The sequence below is a fragment of the Pontibacter rufus genome (genome assembly GCF_015694705.1).
GTDB lineage: Bacteria > Bacteroidota > Bacteroidia > Cytophagales > Hymenobacteraceae > Pontibacter > Pontibacter rufus.
The window spans coordinates 1-18,913 of sequence record NZ_JADQDR010000005.1; the positions used below are offsets into that span (position 1 = coordinate 1).

The following is an 18,913-nucleotide window of genomic DNA, read 5'->3' on the forward strand; positions in this document are numbered from 1 at the left end:
GGCTTCCATAAACTTATTGGTTTGGTCACCTCTAGTTTAGGCCGATTCCCGCTTTTTTCCAATTCAAAACATACTCTAAAATGAAATACAAAGATTATTTGGCATTGGCTATTTCTTTGATGGCTTTTTTGATGTCAGGCTATACTTTCTTAGATAATAATTTCATGAATCAACATAGGTTAAAAGCTTCTGTAATAAAGATAGATCCTATAGCTGATTCCCTTTTTTGCGATATTTTAATTGTAAACACAGGAAAATCTTATGAAACCTTGTATTCAGGAAAATTTATTTATGCAGGAAATTTGAACGATGGAGGAGGTAGATTAAGTAGTGAAGACTTTGGACCTATTGTTATACCACCAAAACAGGCTATCATTGCTAATTTGAAAATTGCAATGCCAAGTATAGAAGATTTGGAAAACGAAGGAACAATAGTAGATAATTCAATATATATTCATGCCGGAATTATATTTGAAGTGATTGACGAACAAGGAAATATACCTGAAGGGAGTAAAATCTATAAGATTACTAGATTAGAATTTAAAAAGAATGGGCAGCTTGTTGGAGCCAAACCAATGAAAGGGGATGATGAAGGCATGATTGATTTATTATAATCAAAACATCTGCCAACATTGCGTTTACACCAGACAGGTAGCAGGAATGCCAAGCAACCTTTTAGTAAATATAGACACTAGATATTAAATAATTATATTACTTTATGAACGTAGTGGAACAGAATATAACCTCAATTACAGAGCTGTGTCAGCTACATAAAGTTGATCGTTTATTTGTTTTTGGGTCTGTTTTAACTGATGAATTTCATGAAGAAAGTGATATTGATTTCCTCGTTAAGTTTGGTAGTAAAATTAGTCTCTACCACCATTTCGACAATTACATGGAGTTTAAGGAATCATTGGAAAAACTGTTACAGCGGCCGATCGATTTAGTAGAAGAACAGACTGTTAAGAACCCTATTTTAAAGAGGTCAATAGACAAAAATAAAAAGCTACTATATGGATGAATGGATAGGAAAGTGGCTGCTTGATATGAAAGCTGCTATGGACGAGATAGAACAATACTTTGATCTCTATCCCAAATCTTTTCATTCGTTCCAGGCAAATATTATTCTTCGCCGGGCAATAGAAAGAAATCTGGAGATTATTGGTGAAGCTATGAACCGCATCCTGGTAAGAGATCCTGATTTCCCGATTGAAAATGCAAGAAGGATAGTGGGTTTACGAAACCAAATTATTCACGCGTATGATAATATTTCAGATGAAAATATCTGGGCCGTTATCATCAATCATTTGCCAAAGCTGAAAGCAGAAGTATATAAGCTCACGGAATAAGCACAACAAAATGCCTAAAAACAGCAAAGGCTCCCACATAACGCAGGAGCCTTCACCGAATATTGAAACGAGTTTCAACTTTTAGCCATACTAATATACTATATCAGAATGAAAAGGTTGTGCTAACATCGAAAATATTTAAATATTTTTTTGCTTAAGCATGTATGGATAGCTTCAGGCTTCATCTTTGCTGGTAACCAGGGGCTCCAATACCTCCCATACATTCTCTGCCACAATCTTTTGCCCTTCCACTGTTGGATGCACGCCATCCGCCTGGTTCAGTTCCGGGATGCCTGCCACATTTTCAAGCAGGAAAGGGATGAGCACGATGTTTTCTTCTTTCTCCAGCCGGGTATAAATGCTCCGGAATTCCTGTGCATACGTTTTACCCATGTTGGGCGGAATCTGCATGCCAGCCAGCACGATTTTTACATCCGGATATTTTGCCCTTACTTTTCCGATGATGGAGAGAAGATTTTGATAGGTTTCCGTCAGGTTAATACCGCGCAGACCGTCGTTGGCGCCTAGTTCCAGCACAAAAATATCTATCGGTTGTTTCAGCAGCCAGTCGATGCGGCTTTTGCCGCCTGCTGTAGTTTCGCCGCTTACACCCGCATTTATCACCTTATAAGGCAGGCCCAGCGAGTCGATGCGCTCCTGAATCAGGGCCGGGAAAGCTTGGTCCGGCTCCAGGCCGTAACCTGCTGTCAGGCTGTTTCCGAAAAAGAGAATAGTTTGGGTGTGTGCTGTTTTTTGCGTTGAAGTTTCTTCGCCGGCTGCTGCCTGTTGGGTCTCCAGCTGATCAGTTTTCGCTGCCTCGCCGCAGCCAGCCAGGAACGGAAGCACTGCCAGCAGCAGAACCATCAGGTTTCTTTTTAACGTTATCATATGTATTGTTTCTTATTTATATGCCACTATCAAAACATATAACGCAGGCTGATAGTTATTTGATGTTGGAATAGTTTTACATACAATATTCGGGCGTTTTGTGCTTTAGAAGTATAAAGCTGGTAGAAACTTGCTGCAGGAGCTCTATAAAAGGTTTTATACCTGAAAAGCTTTACAATGTAGCCTTGCTGTTTTGAAGGTTTAAATTAACTCTAATTCGATTTACTTACATGAGGATATCTTCAAAGGTATTTACCCACCCCTGACCCCTCCAGGGAGGGGAATTTAGATTACTCTTTCAGGAATTCCTCTCCCTGGAGGGGTCAGGGGTGGGTTTCTCTTATACATCGTCAATGATTTAATTAAAGGAACGAATTCAGCAAGTATAAAAAGCCGCCCGATAAGTATAAAGTATACCTGCCGAACGAAATTTATATTTTAGTCCTTTGTCATACTTTCTTTTGTCTTTTTAAATAACATACCGCGTGTCCACTATACTTGATATACAAAATCTGAGCAAAACCTACAACAGCGGCGACCGGCACCTGACGGTACTGCAAGGTATAAACTTTTCGTTGCAGGCCGGCGACACCTGCTCTATTGTGGGGCCGTCGGGGAGCGGCAAAACCACGCTGCTTGGCCTTTGCGCCGGGCTTGACCGCGCCTCCACCGGCTCGGTTATACTGAACGGCGTACAACTCGATAATCTTTCAGAGGATGAGCGGGCGCAGGTGCGTAACCAATACGTCGGCTTTATTTTCCAAAATTTTCAGCTGATACCCACCCTCACGGCTTTGGAAAACGTGATGGTACCGCTGGAATTGCGTGGTGAGCGCAATGTGCAGCGGCAGGCGCGGGAACTACTGGAGCGCGTGGGACTGGCCGCGCGCCATGATCATTATCCGACACAATTGTCGGGCGGCGAGCAGCAGCGGGTGTCGCTGGCCAGGGCTTTCTCTAACAGACCCACGATCCTTTTTGCCGACGAGCCCACGGGCAACCTGGACGAAGAAACCGGCGAACGTGTAGAGAAGCTGCTTTTTGATTTGAACCAGGAGGCGGGCACTACGCTGGTGCTGGTAACACACGACCTGGAATTAGCTGAAAAAACACAGCGCATCATCCGCATCAAAGGCGGCACCCTTGTATCCGACACCGGCGAAACGGAATCCATATCGCTTCGGAAAGAAGAGCAATAAACAGTGCAGGTGCAAACTTTATTGTTTGTCCCCCTTTCACAGGAATATATTCCAGGCATTCAGTTATTCGGGTTATATAAATCCAGATTATACTTTCACTCATTCGCTCAATCACTCACACAATTAAATAAAAGCCTGTGTCCGATATTATTATACATCCGGAGGTTAAGAGAAGCCTGAACCTGCGCTGGCTCCTGCAAATGGCATGGCGCGACAGCCGCCGCAACAGGGGCAAGCTGGCGCTGTTTATCTCGTCTATCGTGCTGGGCATTGCGGCACTGGTGGCTATTAACTCGTTCAGCGATAACCTGAAGACCGACATCGACAAACAGGCCAAATCCCTGATAGGGGCTGACCTGGTGGTAATGAGCAACAAAGAGCTGGATGCGGATATGCAAAAGCTTATTGATTCGCTGGCTATTGGCGGGCAACGATCGGATGAGGTGCGTTTTGCCTCAATGGTATACTTCCCGTCCTCGCAGGGCACGCGGTTAGTGCAGGTGCGTGCGTTGGAAGGCGGCTTCCCATACTATGGCGCCATCGAATCGGAACCGGCAAATGCCAGCCGCACTTTCCGGCAGGGAGGCCTAAAGGCACTGGTTGACCATACCTTGCTTTTGCAGTTCAACGCCAAACCCGGCGATTCTATCAAAGTAGGTGATCTGACATTTGAAATAGTTGGCGCTCTCAACAAGATTCCGGGGCAGACGGCCATCACAGCTACCATTGCGCCCGCCGTATACATTCCGCGCCAGTACCTCGACAGCACGAAATTATTGCAGAAAGGCAGCCGTATCAGCTACTACTTTTATTACAAACTGGCGCCCGGCACCGATGCTGATGCGCTGGTGAAAAAGCTGGAGCCGCGGCTGGAAGAAGCCGGATTTGGCTACGACACCGTAAACAGCCGCAAAGAGAGCACTGGCGAAGCTTATGCCGACTTAGCCAATTTCCTGGCGCTGGTAGGCTTTGTGGCCTTACTGCTGGGTTGTGTGGGCGTGGCCAGCGCCGTGCACGTATACATCCGTGAAAAGCTGAGCACCATTGGCGTGCTTCGCTGCTTAGGCGTGAGTGGCAAACAGGCTTTCCTGATTTACCTGTTCCAGGTGATGGCCATGGGTCTCATCGGCTCTGTGGTAGGCGCTGTTATCGGCAGCCTGATTCAGTTATACCTGCCGCAGTTGTTCCAGTCTTTTCTGCCGGTAGAAGTAACGGTGGCTGTATCGTGGCTGGCCATTTTGCAAGGCATTGCCATTGGCCTCGCTATTTCCGTGCTTTTTGCGCTGCTGCCGCTGCTCTCTATCCGGGATGTATCGCCGCTGATTACGCTGCGTGGCAGTGTAGAGCATCTCACGTCTCAGAAAGACCCGGTGCGCTGGGCGGTTTATACGCTTATACTTGCCTTTATCTTTGTTTTTGCCTACTTCCAGCTGGGTACCTGGCTGCGGGCGCTGTCGTTTACGGCCGGCGTTATCGTGGCTTTTGTGGTGCTGGCGCTTATTGCGCGGGGCATGATGTGGGCAGTACGCCGCTTCTTTCCGGTGAGTTGGGGATACGTATGGCGGCAGAGTTTGGCAAACTTATATCGGCCCAACAACCAGACGCTGCTCTTGACGGTCTCTATAGGACTGGGTACGGCACTTATCGCCACACTCTTCCTGATGCAGCGCCTGTTGCTGAGCGAGGTGGCTATTTCCGGAAGCAAAAACCAGCCGAATTTGGTTTTATTTGATATCCAGAGCGCACAAAAGGAGCAGGTGGCCAACATGGTGCGCCAGCAGGGAATGCCGGTGCTGCAACTGGTGCCGGTGGTGACCATGCGGATGGAAGAGATGAACGGGTTGACGGCGGCCGACGTGCGCCGCGACACCACGCTCGGCATACCAGACTGGGCTTTTACCCGCGAATACCGTGTAACCTACCGCGACACCTTAATAGATTCTGAAAAAACCGCGGCCGGCACCTGGACCGGCACCGTAACAGATCCGGACAAACCTGTGCCTATTTCGCTGGAGGAAAAATATGCCGAACGCCTGAAGGTAGAATTAGGTGATACTATGATTTTTAACGTGCAGGGCGCTATTGTACCAACGGTGGTGCAGCACCTGCGCGAAGTGGAGTGGAACCGCGTGCAGACTAATTTCCTGGTGCTCTTTCCGAAGGGCGTGCTGGAAGAAGCTCCGCAGTTTCATGTGCTGATGACGCATACGGCTACTGATGTGCAATCCGCCGGTTTTCAGCGCGCGCTGGTGCAGCGTTTCCCTAATATTTCGGCCATCGATCTGGGGCTTATACTGCAAACGCTGGATGATATACTAAGTAAAATTTCGTTCGTTATCCGCTTTATGGCCTTGTTCAGTATCAGCACCGGCCTGCTGGTCCTCATCGGTTCAGTTAACATCAGCAAGTTTCAGCGGGTGCAGGAGAGTGTGCTGCTCCGCACACTGGGGGCAAGCCGCAGGCAGATTCTGTCTATCAATGCGTTCGAGTATCTTTTGCTGGGCGCGCTGGCGGCAGGAACCGGCATACTTTTGTCGGTAGCAGCCAGCTGGGCACTGGCAGTATTTAGTTTTGAAGTGGATTTCGTGCCTGATTTCGCGCCGCTGCTGCCGGTTTTCCTGGGGATTACGGCGCTGACAGTGGCCATCGGCATGCTTAACAGCCGCGGCATCCTGAACCGTCCGCCGCTGGAAGTACTCCGCCGCGAAGCAGCGTGATAATTATGAATTTTGAATAACTGAATGATAGAATATTTATTTATTCAGCATTCAATTATTCTGTTATTCAAAATTCAAAAATTAACAACAGGCAACCCTGGTATAGCAATGGTGGTACATTAGTATACCTGCCCGGACTTACTGCGCAGACATAACAAACGACAACCTATAAGAGCTATGAAACAGGAACACAGAGGGAAGACAGTGCTGATTACGGGTGCATCAAATGGTTTTGGAATGGAATTCGCCAAACTGTTTGCTGCAGATGGTTTTAACCTGGTGCTGGTGGCGCGCAGCACCGAACGCCTGCGGCAGCTGGGCTACGAGTTGCAGGACGAACATCAACTGGCGCATGTATGCATCGTTACGGCGGATCTAAGCAAACCGGAAGCCCCGCAGGAAGTGTATGATCAGGTAAAGCAAAGCGGCATCGAAGTAGATGTGCTGGTGAACAATGCCGGTGCAGGCGTGTATGGCGAGTTTGCCGAAACAGATTTGGAAAATGAACTGGGCATTATGCAGCTCAACATGAATACCACGGTGCACCTCACCAAATTATTCCTGCAGGACATGCGGCTGCGCAACGAAGGTAAAATTCTGAATCTGGCTTCAGTCGTTTCTTTTATGCCATCGCCGCTCATGACGATTTATGCAGCGACCAAAGCATTTATACTTTCTTTTTCGGAAGGACTGGCCAACGAGCTGAAGGACACCAATATTACAGTTACAGCCTTATGCCCGGGTGCCAGCAATACCATGTTCTTTTTGCGGGCTGGCGCTGCCCACACCCGCGCGGCCAATGGCCCGCTGTCGGAGCCGGAGGATGTGGCTCTGGATGGCTATAAAGCATTAATGAGTGGCGAAACACGCATTATTTCAGGGCTGATGAACAAGGTACAGGTCGAGGCCTCTAATCTTATGCCTGATACGGCTGCCGCCGCTAACATGCGACGCATGATGGAAGAAGAGAACACGTATGAAGAGTAGTAAGCTGAAAGCATCAGCAGGAAATTAAAAAGCAGCTGCCAGGGCCTGGCAGCTGCTTTTTAATTTCCTGCTGATAAAAAAGGGACCCTTGTAGGCCCCTTTTTTACAAGCATAGACAACTATGCCATCTGCTTAATTAAACTTATATACGGCAAATATTGTAAGAAGTTATACCTGTTGAATATTTTTTTAATAATTATCGGAGGCGAGCATTACGAGGGTACAGTGGTGCAGTGTTTCTATATTTTGCTGCGCCGCTTTCCGCTCCAGTTCAGGATTTTCGGTACCCGGATTAAAAATAATGCGCTTGGGTTTCAGCGACAAAATGTAATCATACCAGTCCGGCTGGTTTTGCGGCCCCACGTACAGTGTAACCGTGTCTACATCCGTCACCTCCTCTTTTTTATCATTGATGATTTTCTTTCCGCCTACTTCGCCCCTGCGAATACCGACAGGCACAACTTCATGCCCGTGCTGTTGCAGCTTGTGCACTGCCCGGTAAGCATAGCGCGAAGGGTTATCTGTCGCTCCTAATACTACTGTCTTTTTCATATCTATAGTCTTATAATTCCAGAACATTATTTTACTATAACATTAAAATCCGCTCATGGGTTTTATGACAAAAAGCTATGTGCTAAATACAAGTACAAACTTAGAAGTCCGCACAAGCAAAGTATGGGTTTACTTATACTTTAACAGCCTTTATACAGACAAGTTGTACTGAATACAGGTATAAATTACACTACGCGCTTTACTTTAGCTGCGATTTTCTCTGCACAACGTTCCCCGTCCATGGCTGCTGATACAATCCCACCGGCATAGCCGGCGCCCTCGCCACACGGATACAGGTTGCTGATTTGCACGTGCTCCAGCGTCTCCTTATCACGCGGTACACGCACTGGAGAGGAAGTGCGGCTTTCCACACCAACAATCTGTGCCTCGTTTGTAAGATAGCCGCGCATTTTACCGCCAAATGCCTTAAAACCTTCGCGCAACCGGTAGGCCATATCTTCTGAAAAAAGCGCATTCATATCTGCCGTCACCAGGCCAGGCTGGTAGGAAGTCTCCAGCAAACTGCCGCCTGCTTTTCCTTTAGTAAAATCCTGCAGCAGTTGTGCGGGTGCTGCCTGTGTGCCGCCTGCCATTGCACAGGCTTTTTGCTCCAATTCCTGCTGCATGCGCAAGCCCGCCAGGGCGCCATACTTTGCCAGTTCCATGTCTTCCAGCTCTATGGCCACCACAATACCTGAATTTGAAAACCGGGAGTCGCGGCGGCTGGGCGACATACCGTTCACCACGACCTCGCCTGGAGCCGTGGCCGACGGAACAATAAAGCCGCCGGGGCACATGCAAAACGAAAAGATGCCGCGCTGACGGTTGTTATAAAATGTCTGGTGTACGAGCGCATAAGAGGAAGCCGGCAGGTAGGGTCCGCGGTCTTCGCACCGGTACTGAATGCTGTCGATAAGGCTTTGCTGATGCTCTATGCGCACGCCCATGGCAAAAGGTTTGGCCTCGATGGTGATGTTTTGCCGGTGCAGCAGTTCAAAAATGTCGCGGGCGCTGTGGCCGGTAGCCAGAATCACGGATTCTCCAATATATTCCTGCCCGTCCTGCGTTACCACACCGCGCATCGTATTGCCTGCAAGTATGAATTCGACTACACGCTTGTCGAAAAGCACTTCGCCACCAGCCTGGCAAATGGTTTCACGAATTGCTTCAATGATTTTAGGCAGTTTGTTGGTGCCAATGTGTGGATGTGCATCAAAAAGGATATCCGGGGTAGCCCCGTGCTGCACTAGGATTTGGAGGATGCGCTGCAGGTCGCCGCGTTTTTTAGAGCGGGTATACAATTTGCCATCAGAATAAGTGCCGGCGCCACCTTCGCCAAAGCAGTAGTTAGAGTCAGGATTTACGCTATGCTCCTTGTTGATGGCCGCCAAATCGCGGCGGCGGCTGCGCACATCTTTGCCACGCTCCAATACCACCGGTTTTAGACCTAGCTCAATGCAGCGCAGAGCGGCAAATAAACCCGCCGGACCAGCACCCACAATAATAACCTGTGCTTTACCGGAGATGTCAGGATAAGTATAAACCGGGTTCAGGATATTGGCAGGCGGGGAATCAAGGTACACATCAGCCCGGACTTTGGTAACTACCTGGCGGCCGCGGGCATCAATAGAGCGCTTCAGGCGATGGATGAATTTTACATCCTCCGGCTTTAAATTGGCGCTCTTTAAAATCTCTTTCTCTAGAAGATTGGCATCAAAGGCCACTTCCGGTGCAAGCACCAGATCAAGTTCTTTCTTTCTCATGTATAGCAGGTAAGGTAGTTAACCTTAAACTAATAATTGATGATTATTCGTTATTGATTTTTAAATTAGTTGAATGGTTAAATTGCTAAAATGCTTTTGCAGCGTTGCTTCAACATGGGATAGAACAGCTCAACGGCAGGACAAATTCCTCATACATAAAATATAACATGCCCATACTTTACCTATTGTGCTGCAGAAGTTTTTGGCGCAGACGCTCGCAGGAGCTGCGCACACTACGAGGTCTTATTAGCAAGCTGGGTTGACGCTCTAAAGTATGATAGCTCATATCCCCATAAAGACTAGGGTAGAGGCAAACGGTTGCTGTTTATGCTTGATTTGTCAATGCCCGGATTAATTCACTCATTCACTCTTTCAAAATTAATCAGCACATCATTCCAGCTCATCCAGCACTTTATGTACCCAGCCTTTACCCCATTCTGCCACTTCCTGTTCCGACCATAGTTCAGGGTAAAAAATACGTTTCTGGAAGCGGGGCGGCAGGTATTTTTGCCAGTTGGTACCGCCGGTGGCAGCCAGCACCTCCGGATCATGCTGCAGGTAGCGCACTGCTGATTTATAATGCATCAGCGGCCAGTTTACATTCACGTTAATATCGAGTTCGCGCAGCAGCTTTATGAGCCTCGGGTTTTGTCTATCTGTTTCCGGAAGGCGCTTGTACACGGCCCACACATTTTTATCCTGATATTCTTTGGCAAACTGAATCAGTTGCTGCGTATACTTTTCCTCAAAGCGCAGCAGCGTAAGCGTTTTAGCCCCGGAAGCCACTTCGGTGGCGCCTTCTTTCCAGTATATGCAGCCCATCATTTCCTCATGCGTACTTTGCAGGCCCAATGCCGCACGTTTGGCTTTGTCAACCAGGTTACGCAGGTCGGTAGAGGCAATTTCTATCAGGCGGTATTGTACCGACTGGAAGCCGCTGGCCGGCATCAGCGCCATCCGGAAGTGCAGAAACTGCTGCGGGTCCATGCCATCCACCATCACCTCAAAAGAGTTTATCAGGTTATCGAAGTAGCGGTTTATGCGCTTCAGGCGCCGCATCAGCCATTCGGCCGTAAGTTGTTTATCGTCAGCTATTTGTCTGTACTCTTCCAGGCAGAGTTTAAAGTATAGCTCCGTTATCTGGTGGTACATGATAAAAATCTTCTCGTCTGGAAGGGAGGTGCGTGGGTTTTGCAGGCTCAGCAGCGTATCGAGGTGAATGTAATCCCAGTAATTGAGAAATTCGGTGTGGTAAAGACCTTCGAGGTAGGCAGCCAGATCCTGGCCGAGGGGCACGTATTTTTTCTCCAGCTGCTTGAGTTGTTCTAATACTTCGGGTTTAAAGGTGTGCGGCATGACAGGCTTTTATCAGAGCGTGAAGGTATAAATAGTTTGATAAAAGGAAATGCAAAAACGGGTAAAAGTATAAGGTGTAACTGCTAGGAGCGGTTTTGTATACCCTTTATGTTTGTTCCGATTGCTTATAATGTCTTGCATTAACCCTCTAACTATAAGTGTGTTATATTTATGCATAGTACTTTATACTTTAACACGGTGAGAAGTAACGCATTTTAAGCAGGTGTCATCATTTGTTGTAAATGCTTTCTATACTTTTACGCATCTTTGCGGCTCCGATGTATTAATTAAGATGATTAAAACTGCCGGAACAGAAAATAACTAAGCGGCAATCCTTAAACAAAGAAACCCGGCCTGAGGCATAACGCCTGGTGGAGACAGGAATCAGTTTAGTAGAGATAAATGGGGCATTGGTAGAAATAAACCCGATTTAAGCACTTTATACTATAAAACTCCTGCCAAATTGCTAAATTTGATTTCTACAATATTATTTGGAGCATAATCCCAAATGGCAGAGAAAAGCAGCGTTTTTGATATGATTGGCCCCGTTATGATTGGGCCTTCCAGCTCACACACAGCGGGAGTTGTACGCATTGCGCGTGCGGCCATTCGGGTTTTGGGCGCTGTTCCCCAAGAAGCCATTATCACTTTCTATAATTCCTTTGCCCGGACTTACGAGGGACACGGCAGCGATAGGGCCATTATAGCAGGGCTGCTGGATTTCAAGACGGATGACAAGCGCATCAAGGAAGCTTTTGATTTTGCCAGGGAGCGTGGGCTGAAGTATACTTTTAAATCGGTGGGCAATGCCTCTACCATGCACCCCAATACCATCAAGCTTAACCTGAAAGCCGACAACCGGGAGGTGGAAGTAGTAGGGCAGAGCAGGGGCGGCGGTGTGATAAGTATCGTGGAAGTAGATGGCTTTTCTTCTAATTTTTCGGCCACGCTGCACACGCTTATTATTGATGCCGACGATAAAAAAGGCAGCATTGCTTTTATTGCCTCAGTGCTGGCGCACGACGAGTGCAACATCGCCACCATGAGCGTATCGCGCAAAGGCCGCAACGAGCTGGCGCGCCAGTTTATCGAGATGGATTCAGGCGTAAAACCGGTAACACTCGAATATATGAAGCAACTGAGCTGGATCAAGCAGGTAATATACATCCCCAACATCGATCTATAAAAATTATACTATGAAGAAAACACCCAAGTATGTTCTGCTGGCCCTGGCGCTCTCGCTGGGCGGAACTACGATGGCGCAAACACAGCAGGAGCCCAGCGGGGATGGTATCTGGACGCTGGAAGAAGCCGTGAATTATGCGCGCCAGAACAACCTGCAGGTGCAGCAGAGCAGGATAACCAGGGATTTGAACGAAGCAGACCTCAAGCAATCGAAGTTCCAGCGCCTGCCAAGTATAAGTGCCAATGGTAGCTACAGTTTTAACTCCGGATCTTACCAGAGCCCCATTGACTACAGCCGGGTAACATCCAGTTCCCAGACAAGCGGCTTTAGCGGCAATGCTTCGCTGCCGCTGTTTATGGGCTTTCAGCAGACCAATATTATCAAGCAGAACCAGTTAGAACTGCAGGCAAGCGAACAGGATGTGCTATCAGCGCAGAATGATGTTATCATACAGCTGGTAACGTCTTACCTGAACATACTTTTTGCCGACGAGCTAATCAAAACAACCGCCCAGCAACGGGACCTTACCAACCAGCAGCTGGAACGGAACAGGATATTGTACAACGCAGGCAGCATAGCTGAGAATGCTGTGCTCGAGCTCGAATCGCAATTGGCATCAGACGAACTTGCCCTCATCAATGCGCAGAACCAACGCGACATTGCGCGGCTTTCGTTGATGCAATTGCTTGATTTGCCTACTTCTCAGGATTTTCAGATAGAAGTGCCCGAAATACCGGAGCCGGATCAGAGCCCGATTCTGGTGGACGGAGATCATGTATATGAAATAGCTTTACAAACGCTGCCAGCTATTAAAGCTGCTGATTTGCGTGTGCTAAGCGCGGCAAAGGCACTGGATATCGCCCGCGGCGCCTATTACCCGAGGATAAGCCTGAATGCCGGCATTAGTACTAATTATTCAAGCATCGACAGGTATTTACTTAGCCGTGAGACGATTGACAATGGCCTTCAGCCGCAGCAAATAGGGTTTTACGATGCTGAAGGCACAGAGCCTATAATTGTTTATGTTCCGGATGTTTCTGTGAATCCGGTTTATGGCGATTATTCTTTTCTCAATCAGCTTCAGGATAACATCTACAAGCAGGCCAGTCTCGGATTCTCTATTCCCATCCTGAACGGCCTGCAGGTACGGACTGGTGTGCAGCGCGCAAAGCTCATGCAGCTAAATGCGCAGATGAATGCCAATATTGCCCGCAACAACCTGCGCCAAACCATAGAGCAGGCTTATGTAGATGCCGTGGCTGCCCAGCGCAAGTATGCAGCAGCCAAGGAGCAGCTCAGGGCCGCAGAAAAAAACTACCGCAACGCAGAAATAAGACTGAACAACGGCGTAATCAATACGGTAGAATTCAATGTTATTGCCAACACCTTCCGTGCGGCGCAGTCTAACCTGCTGCAGGCAAAGTATGAGTATACCTTCAAACAAAAAGTATTAGACTTTTACCAAGGCAAAGACCTTTCTTTCTAAAAAAATATGGCTAAGAAAAAATCAAAGCTCATTCCTATTCTTATTGTTGCATTGGTGCTGATAGGTGCCTTTCTGATTATTGCAAAAAAAGCCGGCTGGATTGGAAAAGAGAAGGGAACAGAAGTAATACTTGCTGAAGCAAAAAGAACGACGATTGTAGAAAAAGTAAGCGCATCCGGTAAAGTGCAGCCCGAAACAGAGGTAAAAATAAGCCCCGATGTTTCAGGCGAAATCATAGAACTGAACGTGGAGGAGGGCGATTCGGTGGTGAAAGGCCAGCTGTTGCTGCGTATCAAGCCTGATAACTACCAGTCGTTCGTAGATGCCCAGCAGGCTTCGGTGAATGCTGCGCGCGCCAACCTGGCGCAGGCAAGAGCCCGCCTGGCACAGGCACAGGCCAATTTTACACAGGCAGAGCAGAACTTTAACCGCAACAAACTGCTGTACGATAAAAAAGTAATTTCCGAAGCAGACTTTCAGCAGGCCAAAGCTACCTACGAGTCCAGCAGGCAGGAAGTAGCCTCGCTGCGCCAGAGCATCCGCGCCTCAGAATTTAACGTGCAGAATGCCCAGGCCTCGCTGAAGGAAGCCCGTGAAAACCTGAACAAAACCACCATTTATGCCCCCGTAAGCGGTATCGTGTCCAAGCTGAACGTAGAGCGCGGTGAGCGTGTGGTTGGAACTTCGCAGATGGCAGGTACTGAAATTATGCGCATTGCCAACCTCAACGACATGGAAGTGCGGGTGAACGTGAACGAGAACGACATCATCCGCGTCGCCCTCGGCGACTCCGTTATCGTAGAAGTGGATTCCTATGCCAGCCAGGACAAAAAATTTAAAGGTGTGGTAACAGCCATCGCCAACACCGCCAAAGATGCGGCAACCCTGGAGGCTGTAACGGAATTTGAAGTTCGTATCCGGCTGCTCAATGATTCGTACGATAAGCTGGCTCAAACAATGAGGTTTCCTTTCCGTCCGGGTATGACTGCTTCTGTTGATATTATCACGGAGCAAAAGAGCAATGCGCTGTCTGTGCCTTTGTCGGCCGTAACTACGCGTGCAGCTGATGCTGCCGACAATAAAGCTGCTGCCACACTAGCCAGCGAAGATGAAAACCCTGATGATGTGGATGAAAATGCTCCTGCAGCGCCGCCGGTTCAGGTAGAGGAAGTGGTATTTGTGTACGACAGTGCCACCAATAAAGTGGAAGCAGTAAAAGTAGAAACCGGTATCAGTGATTTTGAAAATATAGAAATATTAAGTGGCATCAAGCCAGGCCAGAAAGTGGTGGCCGGTCCGTTCCGGGCGGTGTCTAAAACCTTAACTGATGGCGCACTGGTTACGGTTAAAGATGCCAACACATTAGATAAATCTGCCATAGCAGCAGACGACACACAGGAGGAGGAATAAGGAAAAGCGGATTTGGAAAAAGTAGCCGTAATAGGAGGAGGGAGCTGGGCGACAGCCCTGGTTAAAATCCTTTCTGAGAATAAATCTGAAATACACTGGTGGATGCGCAGCGAGCAGGATGTGCAACACCTGCGCACTTACCGGCATAATCCGCGCTACCTCAGCCAGGTATCCTTTGATTTAGATTATGTGAAGCCAGATACGGATATGCAGGCTGTAATAGCTGCTGCCGGATGGGTTATACTTGCGGTGCCTGCTGCCTTTGTGGAGCAGGCACTCAGCAACTTGCCGCAGGATACCTTTGCCGGGAAAGTGGTGGTCTCGGCCATCAAAGGAATGGTGCCGGGACAGAATATGCTCATCACCGATTATATGGAAAGCCGGTTTCTGGTACCCAATTCGCACCTGCTGGTGATTGCCGGCCCCTGCCATGCCGAGGAAGTAGCCCTGGAAAAACAATCTTATCTGACCATTGGCTCGCATGAGCCGGAAACAGCGGAGCAGTTTTGTCAGCTTCTGCGTAATCGTTATGTAAAAGCCAATCCGCTTGATGACCTGGATGGCATAGAATACTGTGCAGTGATGAAGAACATCATCGCCCTTGCCTGTGGCATTGCCCGCGGCCTTAATTTCGGCGACAACTTTCAGGCAGTGCTGGTCTCAAATGCCATGTTCGAGATCGAACGCTTCCTGGATGCCATTATGCCCCAGCACCGCGCGTTGAGTGGCTCCGCCTATCTTGGCGATTTATTAGTTACAGCTTATTCCCAGTTCAGCCGCAACCGCACATTTGGCAACATGATTGGCCACGGTTATACTGTTAAGTCCGCTCAGATTGAAATGAACATGGTGGCAGAGGGTTATTATGCCGTGCAAAGCATCTATGAATTAAACAAAAAGCTGCAGGTTGATATGCCAATCACCAAAGCCGTATACCTTATACTTTACGAGCGCATTTCCCCGGCTGTAGAGTTTGAAATTCTGAAAGAAAAGCTTAAATAAAAAATATCAGAAATCTAAGAATCAGAATTTTGGTGATTATCATCGATCCTCAGGTTTTTAATTCTGAGGAGAACAATTAAAGTATACATTGCTGCTTTATGTAACGACAAAGCAGTTTATACTTCAGCTAAGGTGTCCAGCGTACAATAGGTATAAATTAAGAAGAGGCGGCGTATCCCTTCACCTGATGCTATCTATACTTTAAACTGGTTTCTTCCTGCTTATTCAGCTGAAATTTGACTTTTGGAAAGCTGCCATCTTTGTTTTAGCAATTTTACGGTCGCCTAGGGCTCTGTAAAAGGCCATCGCCGTAACACCAGCGCCTGCTAATGCCGCCTGAATACAAATAAGCACCATAAACTCGTGCAGCAGCAATCCCGGCCTGTCCTGCACCTCCAGCAACAGCAGGGTAAGGTAAGTAAAAAGTATACCGCACAAGCCCAATATAAAAGAACGGTTAAAAGTGCCGCCAGGCAGCCTGTCAATTAATGTCTGACTTTTGAGATGCCAGTGCAGGGGGAGAGCCTGGGAACTACGGAGGGCAAACCAGGTAGCCCTGGTGGCTATGTAGCCGAAAATAAAACCTGCCAGGCCCCCGCTACACAACATAAAAGAAGCTATGCTGGCCGGGCCCCAGAGCGGCACTGTCTCCAGGCTGTGCAGTACCAGCCAGGCTATGCCCGCATTCAGCAGCATGTTCAGCAGCGCCACGGTACCACCCAGCTTAAGCATAAATCTATAATTCAAACTCATTCGCATACATTCAGGTCATCCACTATACTCTACTGCTTTTCCGGCTTAGAGGATGCTTTACTTTTGCAAGCTACAGATTTAGGATAATTTTTATCTATATCAAAGGAATTGCGTATATTGCAGTTTTGTATTTAACTTATATGATGGTAAAAGTAACCTGTGCCATTCTGGAACAGCATGAGCGCGTACTGGTAACACAAAGAAGCCAGCAAATGTCGCAACCGTTACAATGGGAATTCCCGGGTGGGAAACTGGAAGCAGCTGAAACAGCAGAAGCCGCATTGGTGCGCGAGCTTAAAGAAGAACTGCAATTGGATATTTTACCACGCCAGCAACTGTCGCCTGTGCACCACCAGTATGGGGATGTTCAGATAGAACTAATTCCATTTATCTGTAGCTACGAAGGCGGGGCAATTCAGCTGTCAGAGCACCGTGCCTATCAGTGGGCAGCATTAAATGAGCTGGCGATGTATAACTGGTGCGCAGCAGATAAGCCCATAGTAGCCGAATACCTGCGCCTCAGGAACGCTGCACCGCAATAAGTAACTTTCCACTTGCCTGATTTTGCCGTATCTTTATCCTATTATGGATTTACCTATCGCATTTACAGGCCGGATGCAGCGCATGCTGGGCGAAGATTATACCCGCTTTAAAGCTGCCCTCCAGCAGGATCCGCCGGTCAGCATCCGCCTGAACCCGGCAAAAACCTCTTCTGCAAGTATAGCCGGTATTAATTTGCCGCACGTGCCTTGGGCCAGCCAGGGATATTACTTGCCCGAACGGCCGCTTTTTACCCTTGATCCGCTGCTGCATGCCGGCACTTACTACGTGCAGGAGGCTAGTTCCATGTTTCTGGAGCAGGCCCTGCAGCAGGCTGCAGACCTGTTGCAGCCGCTCCGGGTACTGGACCTTTGCGGTGCGCCCGGAGGCAAGTCCACGCAGCTGGCCAGCCTGATCTCACCGGATAGTTTGCTGGTTTCAAATGAGGTTATCCGCAGCAGGGCTTCCATACTCGCCGAAAATATTACCAAATGGGGGAGCGGCAACGTGCTGGTAACCAACAACGATCCGCGGGATTTTAAGAGGCTGTCCGGCTTTTTTGATGTGATGGTGGTAGACGCACCGTGTAGTGGCGAAGGCATGTTCCGGAAAGATGCGCATGCCGTGCAGGAGTGGTCGGAAGAGAACGTGAAGCTTTGTGCCCAGCGGCAGCAGCGTATACTGACAGAAGTATGGGAGGCGCTGAAGCCCGGAGGCGTACTCATCTACAGCACCTGCACCTGGAACGAGACTGAAAACGAGGAGAACATGGCCTGGCTGACCATGCAGCAACAGGCTGAAAGTATAAACCTGACTCTGCCACTGGAATGGAACATTGTGCCGACACAGTTGAATGGTGTAAGAGGCTACCGCTTTTATCCTCACCTGGTACAAGGCGAAGGCTTCTTTATGGCTGTATTACGCAAGACCGGTGAGGCTGCCAAAGATTACGGCAGCAGCAAAAAAAAGAAGTATAAATTAACGATAGCAGGCAAAAAAGAAAAAGCATTGGTTTATGATTGGCTGCAGCGCCCGGAGCAATACGAATGGCTGCAACACAACGAAATCATCTCTGCAATTCCGGCCGGTTTGTTCGAGGCGGCTGATGAAATATACCAGAAATTGTTTGTGGTGTATGCCGGCACAGACGTAGCCGAAGTAAACGGCAAAAAACTAAAGCCGATGCATGCGCTTGCCCTGTCGCAGCAACTGAACAGAGATGCATTTAAAGCAGCAGAATTGGATTTGGGGCAGGCGTTACGGTATCTCCGCAAAGAGGATATTCAGCTAAACCTGGGCGGCAACAACTGGCTGTTGCTGCAATATTCAGGCGTTCCGCTCGGCTGGGCAAAGCAGATGGGCAACCGCATCAACAACTACTACCCTAAAGAGTGGCGCATCCGGATGGAGCTGCCGCAGGAATTAACCGCACGTAGTTTGTTTTCTCTCAATCAGTTTAAAGTATAGCGAAAGCATGTGCATTCTCCTTTTTCCAGAAAATAAGCCACACAAAGAGTTCTGACGAGCTGGTTTTATCACCACCAGGTGCTGCTGCCTTACAACAAAATCTTGTAGGGAGCAGGTTAGCTTAAACCGGAAATAAATGAGCTTTCTTGGACCAGCTTCAGAGCGTAAAAAGGAAGGGTTTAGCGTATCAGCTTTAAGTATATCATTCTTAGGAAGTAAAGGGAATAAACTTAAAGTAGTGAGTACTTGCTTAATGAT

Annotated in this window: 17 protein-coding genes; 12 read left to right on the forward strand and 5 right to left on the reverse strand. The window is 48.2% G+C overall.

Annotated elements, in window-relative coordinates; genetic code table 11:
• The first annotated feature begins 80 nt into the window (after positions 1-80).
• From I2I11_RS09605 to I2I11_RS09615, 3 genes are all read left to right on the forward strand, one after another.
• Entirely contained in the window at positions 81-614 is a 534-nt protein-coding gene (locus I2I11_RS09605; protein WP_196267494.1) for a hypothetical protein, read from the forward strand.
• 104 nt (positions 615-718) lie between these two features.
• Positions 719-1,021, forward strand: coding sequence for a nucleotidyltransferase family protein (locus I2I11_RS09610; protein ID WP_196267495.1), 303 nt, complete (start codon positions 719-721; stop codon positions 1,019-1,021).
• On the forward strand, positions 1,014-1,349 hold the full coding sequence (locus I2I11_RS09615) for a HepT-like ribonuclease domain-containing protein (protein WP_196267496.1): 336 nt from the start codon (positions 1,014-1,016) through the stop codon (positions 1,347-1,349). Before I2I11_RS09610 ends, I2I11_RS09615 begins: the two co-directional genes overlap by 8 nt.
• Before the next feature lie 174 nt (positions 1,350-1,523).
• Here I2I11_RS09615 and I2I11_RS09620 read toward each other — a convergent pair whose 3' ends face one another.
• The gene (locus tag I2I11_RS09620) at positions 1,524-2,237 is read right to left on the reverse strand and encodes an arylesterase (protein WP_196267497.1); all 714 of its coding nucleotides are present in this window, start codon (positions 2,235-2,237) and stop codon (positions 1,524-1,526) included.
• Between the two features lie 485 nt (positions 2,238-2,722).
• Here I2I11_RS09620 and I2I11_RS09625 point away from each other — a divergent pair, with 485 nt between their 5' ends.
• The 3 genes from I2I11_RS09625 (at position 2,723) to I2I11_RS09635 (ending at position 7,140) form a co-directional block, all read left to right on the forward strand.
• Positions 2,723-3,436 carry an ABC transporter ATP-binding protein gene (locus I2I11_RS09625; protein ID WP_196267498.1) on the forward strand — a complete coding sequence of 238 codons (714 nt, stop codon included), beginning with the start codon at positions 2,723-2,725 and terminating at the stop codon, positions 3,434-3,436.
• 137 nt (positions 3,437-3,573) lie between these two features.
• Complete coding sequence (locus tag I2I11_RS09630) at positions 3,574-6,153, forward strand: ABC transporter permease (protein WP_370582958.1); 2,580 nt, start codon at positions 3,574-3,576, stop codon at positions 6,151-6,153.
• Positions 6,154-6,330: 177 nt separating this feature from the next.
• Positions 6,331-7,140, forward strand: coding sequence for an SDR family NAD(P)-dependent oxidoreductase (locus tag I2I11_RS09635; RefSeq protein ID WP_196267499.1), 810 nt, complete (start codon positions 6,331-6,333; stop codon positions 7,138-7,140).
• A gap of 189 nt (positions 7,141-7,329) precedes the next feature.
• On the opposite strand, the gene I2I11_RS09640 is transcribed toward I2I11_RS09635, so the two are convergent.
• The 3 genes from I2I11_RS09640 to I2I11_RS09650 all read right to left on the reverse strand — a co-directional run bounded on the left by I2I11_RS09640 (position 7,330) and on the right by I2I11_RS09650 (position 10,811).
• On the reverse strand, positions 7,330-7,692 hold the full coding sequence (locus I2I11_RS09640) for a CoA-binding protein (protein WP_196267500.1): 363 nt from the start codon (positions 7,690-7,692) through the stop codon (positions 7,330-7,332).
• Positions 7,693-7,877: 185 nt separating this feature from the next.
• Positions 7,878-9,455, reverse strand: a complete 1,578-nt coding sequence (locus tag I2I11_RS09645; protein WP_196267501.1) for an NAD(P)/FAD-dependent oxidoreductase — start codon at positions 9,453-9,455, stop codon at positions 7,878-7,880.
• Between the two features lie 390 nt (positions 9,456-9,845).
• Entirely contained in the window at positions 9,846-10,811 is a 966-nt protein-coding gene (locus I2I11_RS09650) for a tryptophan 2,3-dioxygenase family protein (RefSeq protein ID WP_196267502.1), read from the reverse strand.
• A gap of 508 nt (positions 10,812-11,319) precedes the next feature.
• On the opposite strand from I2I11_RS09650, the gene sdaAB reads away from it, so the two are divergent.
• The 4 genes from sdaAB to I2I11_RS09670 are packed head-to-tail and all read left to right on the forward strand — an operon-like array spanning position 11,320 to position 15,895.
• A complete protein-coding gene (gene sdaAB, locus I2I11_RS09655; RefSeq protein ID WP_196267503.1) occupies positions 11,320-11,997 on the forward strand; it encodes an L-serine ammonia-lyase, iron-sulfur-dependent subunit beta in 678 nt (225 codons plus the stop codon).
• A 10-nt stretch (positions 11,998-12,007) separates the two neighbouring features.
• Positions 12,008-13,483 carry a TolC family protein gene (locus tag I2I11_RS09660; protein ID WP_196267504.1) on the forward strand — a complete coding sequence of 492 codons (1,476 nt, stop codon included), beginning with the start codon at positions 12,008-12,010 and terminating at the stop codon, positions 13,481-13,483.
• Between the two features lie 6 nt (positions 13,484-13,489).
• The gene (locus I2I11_RS09665; protein WP_196267505.1) at positions 13,490-14,893 is read left to right on the forward strand and encodes an efflux RND transporter periplasmic adaptor subunit; all 1,404 of its coding nucleotides are present in this window, start codon (positions 13,490-13,492) and stop codon (positions 14,891-14,893) included.
• A 12-nt stretch (positions 14,894-14,905) separates the two neighbouring features.
• Positions 14,906-15,895, forward strand: a complete 990-nt coding sequence (locus I2I11_RS09670) for an NAD(P)H-dependent glycerol-3-phosphate dehydrogenase (protein WP_196267506.1) — start codon at positions 14,906-14,908, stop codon at positions 15,893-15,895.
• Positions 15,896-16,120: 225 nt separating this feature from the next.
• Here I2I11_RS09670 and I2I11_RS09675 read toward each other — a convergent pair whose 3' ends face one another.
• Complete coding sequence (locus I2I11_RS09675; protein ID WP_196267507.1) at positions 16,121-16,642, reverse strand: hypothetical protein; 522 nt, start codon at positions 16,640-16,642, stop codon at positions 16,121-16,123.
• Between the two features lie 146 nt (positions 16,643-16,788).
• Here I2I11_RS09675 and I2I11_RS09680 point away from each other — a divergent pair, with 146 nt between their 5' ends.
• Both I2I11_RS09680 and I2I11_RS09685 read left to right on the forward strand, forming a co-directional pair.
• The gene (locus I2I11_RS09680) at positions 16,789-17,190 is read left to right on the forward strand and encodes a (deoxy)nucleoside triphosphate pyrophosphohydrolase (protein ID WP_196267508.1); all 402 of its coding nucleotides are present in this window, start codon (positions 16,789-16,791) and stop codon (positions 17,188-17,190) included.
• 43 nt (positions 17,191-17,233) lie between these two features.
• Positions 17,234-18,655 (forward strand): methyltransferase RsmF C-terminal domain-like protein, encoded by a 1,422-nt coding sequence (locus I2I11_RS09685; RefSeq protein ID WP_196267509.1) that lies wholly within the window; start codon positions 17,234-17,236, stop codon positions 18,653-18,655.
• Positions 18,656-18,913 lie beyond the last annotated feature (258 nt).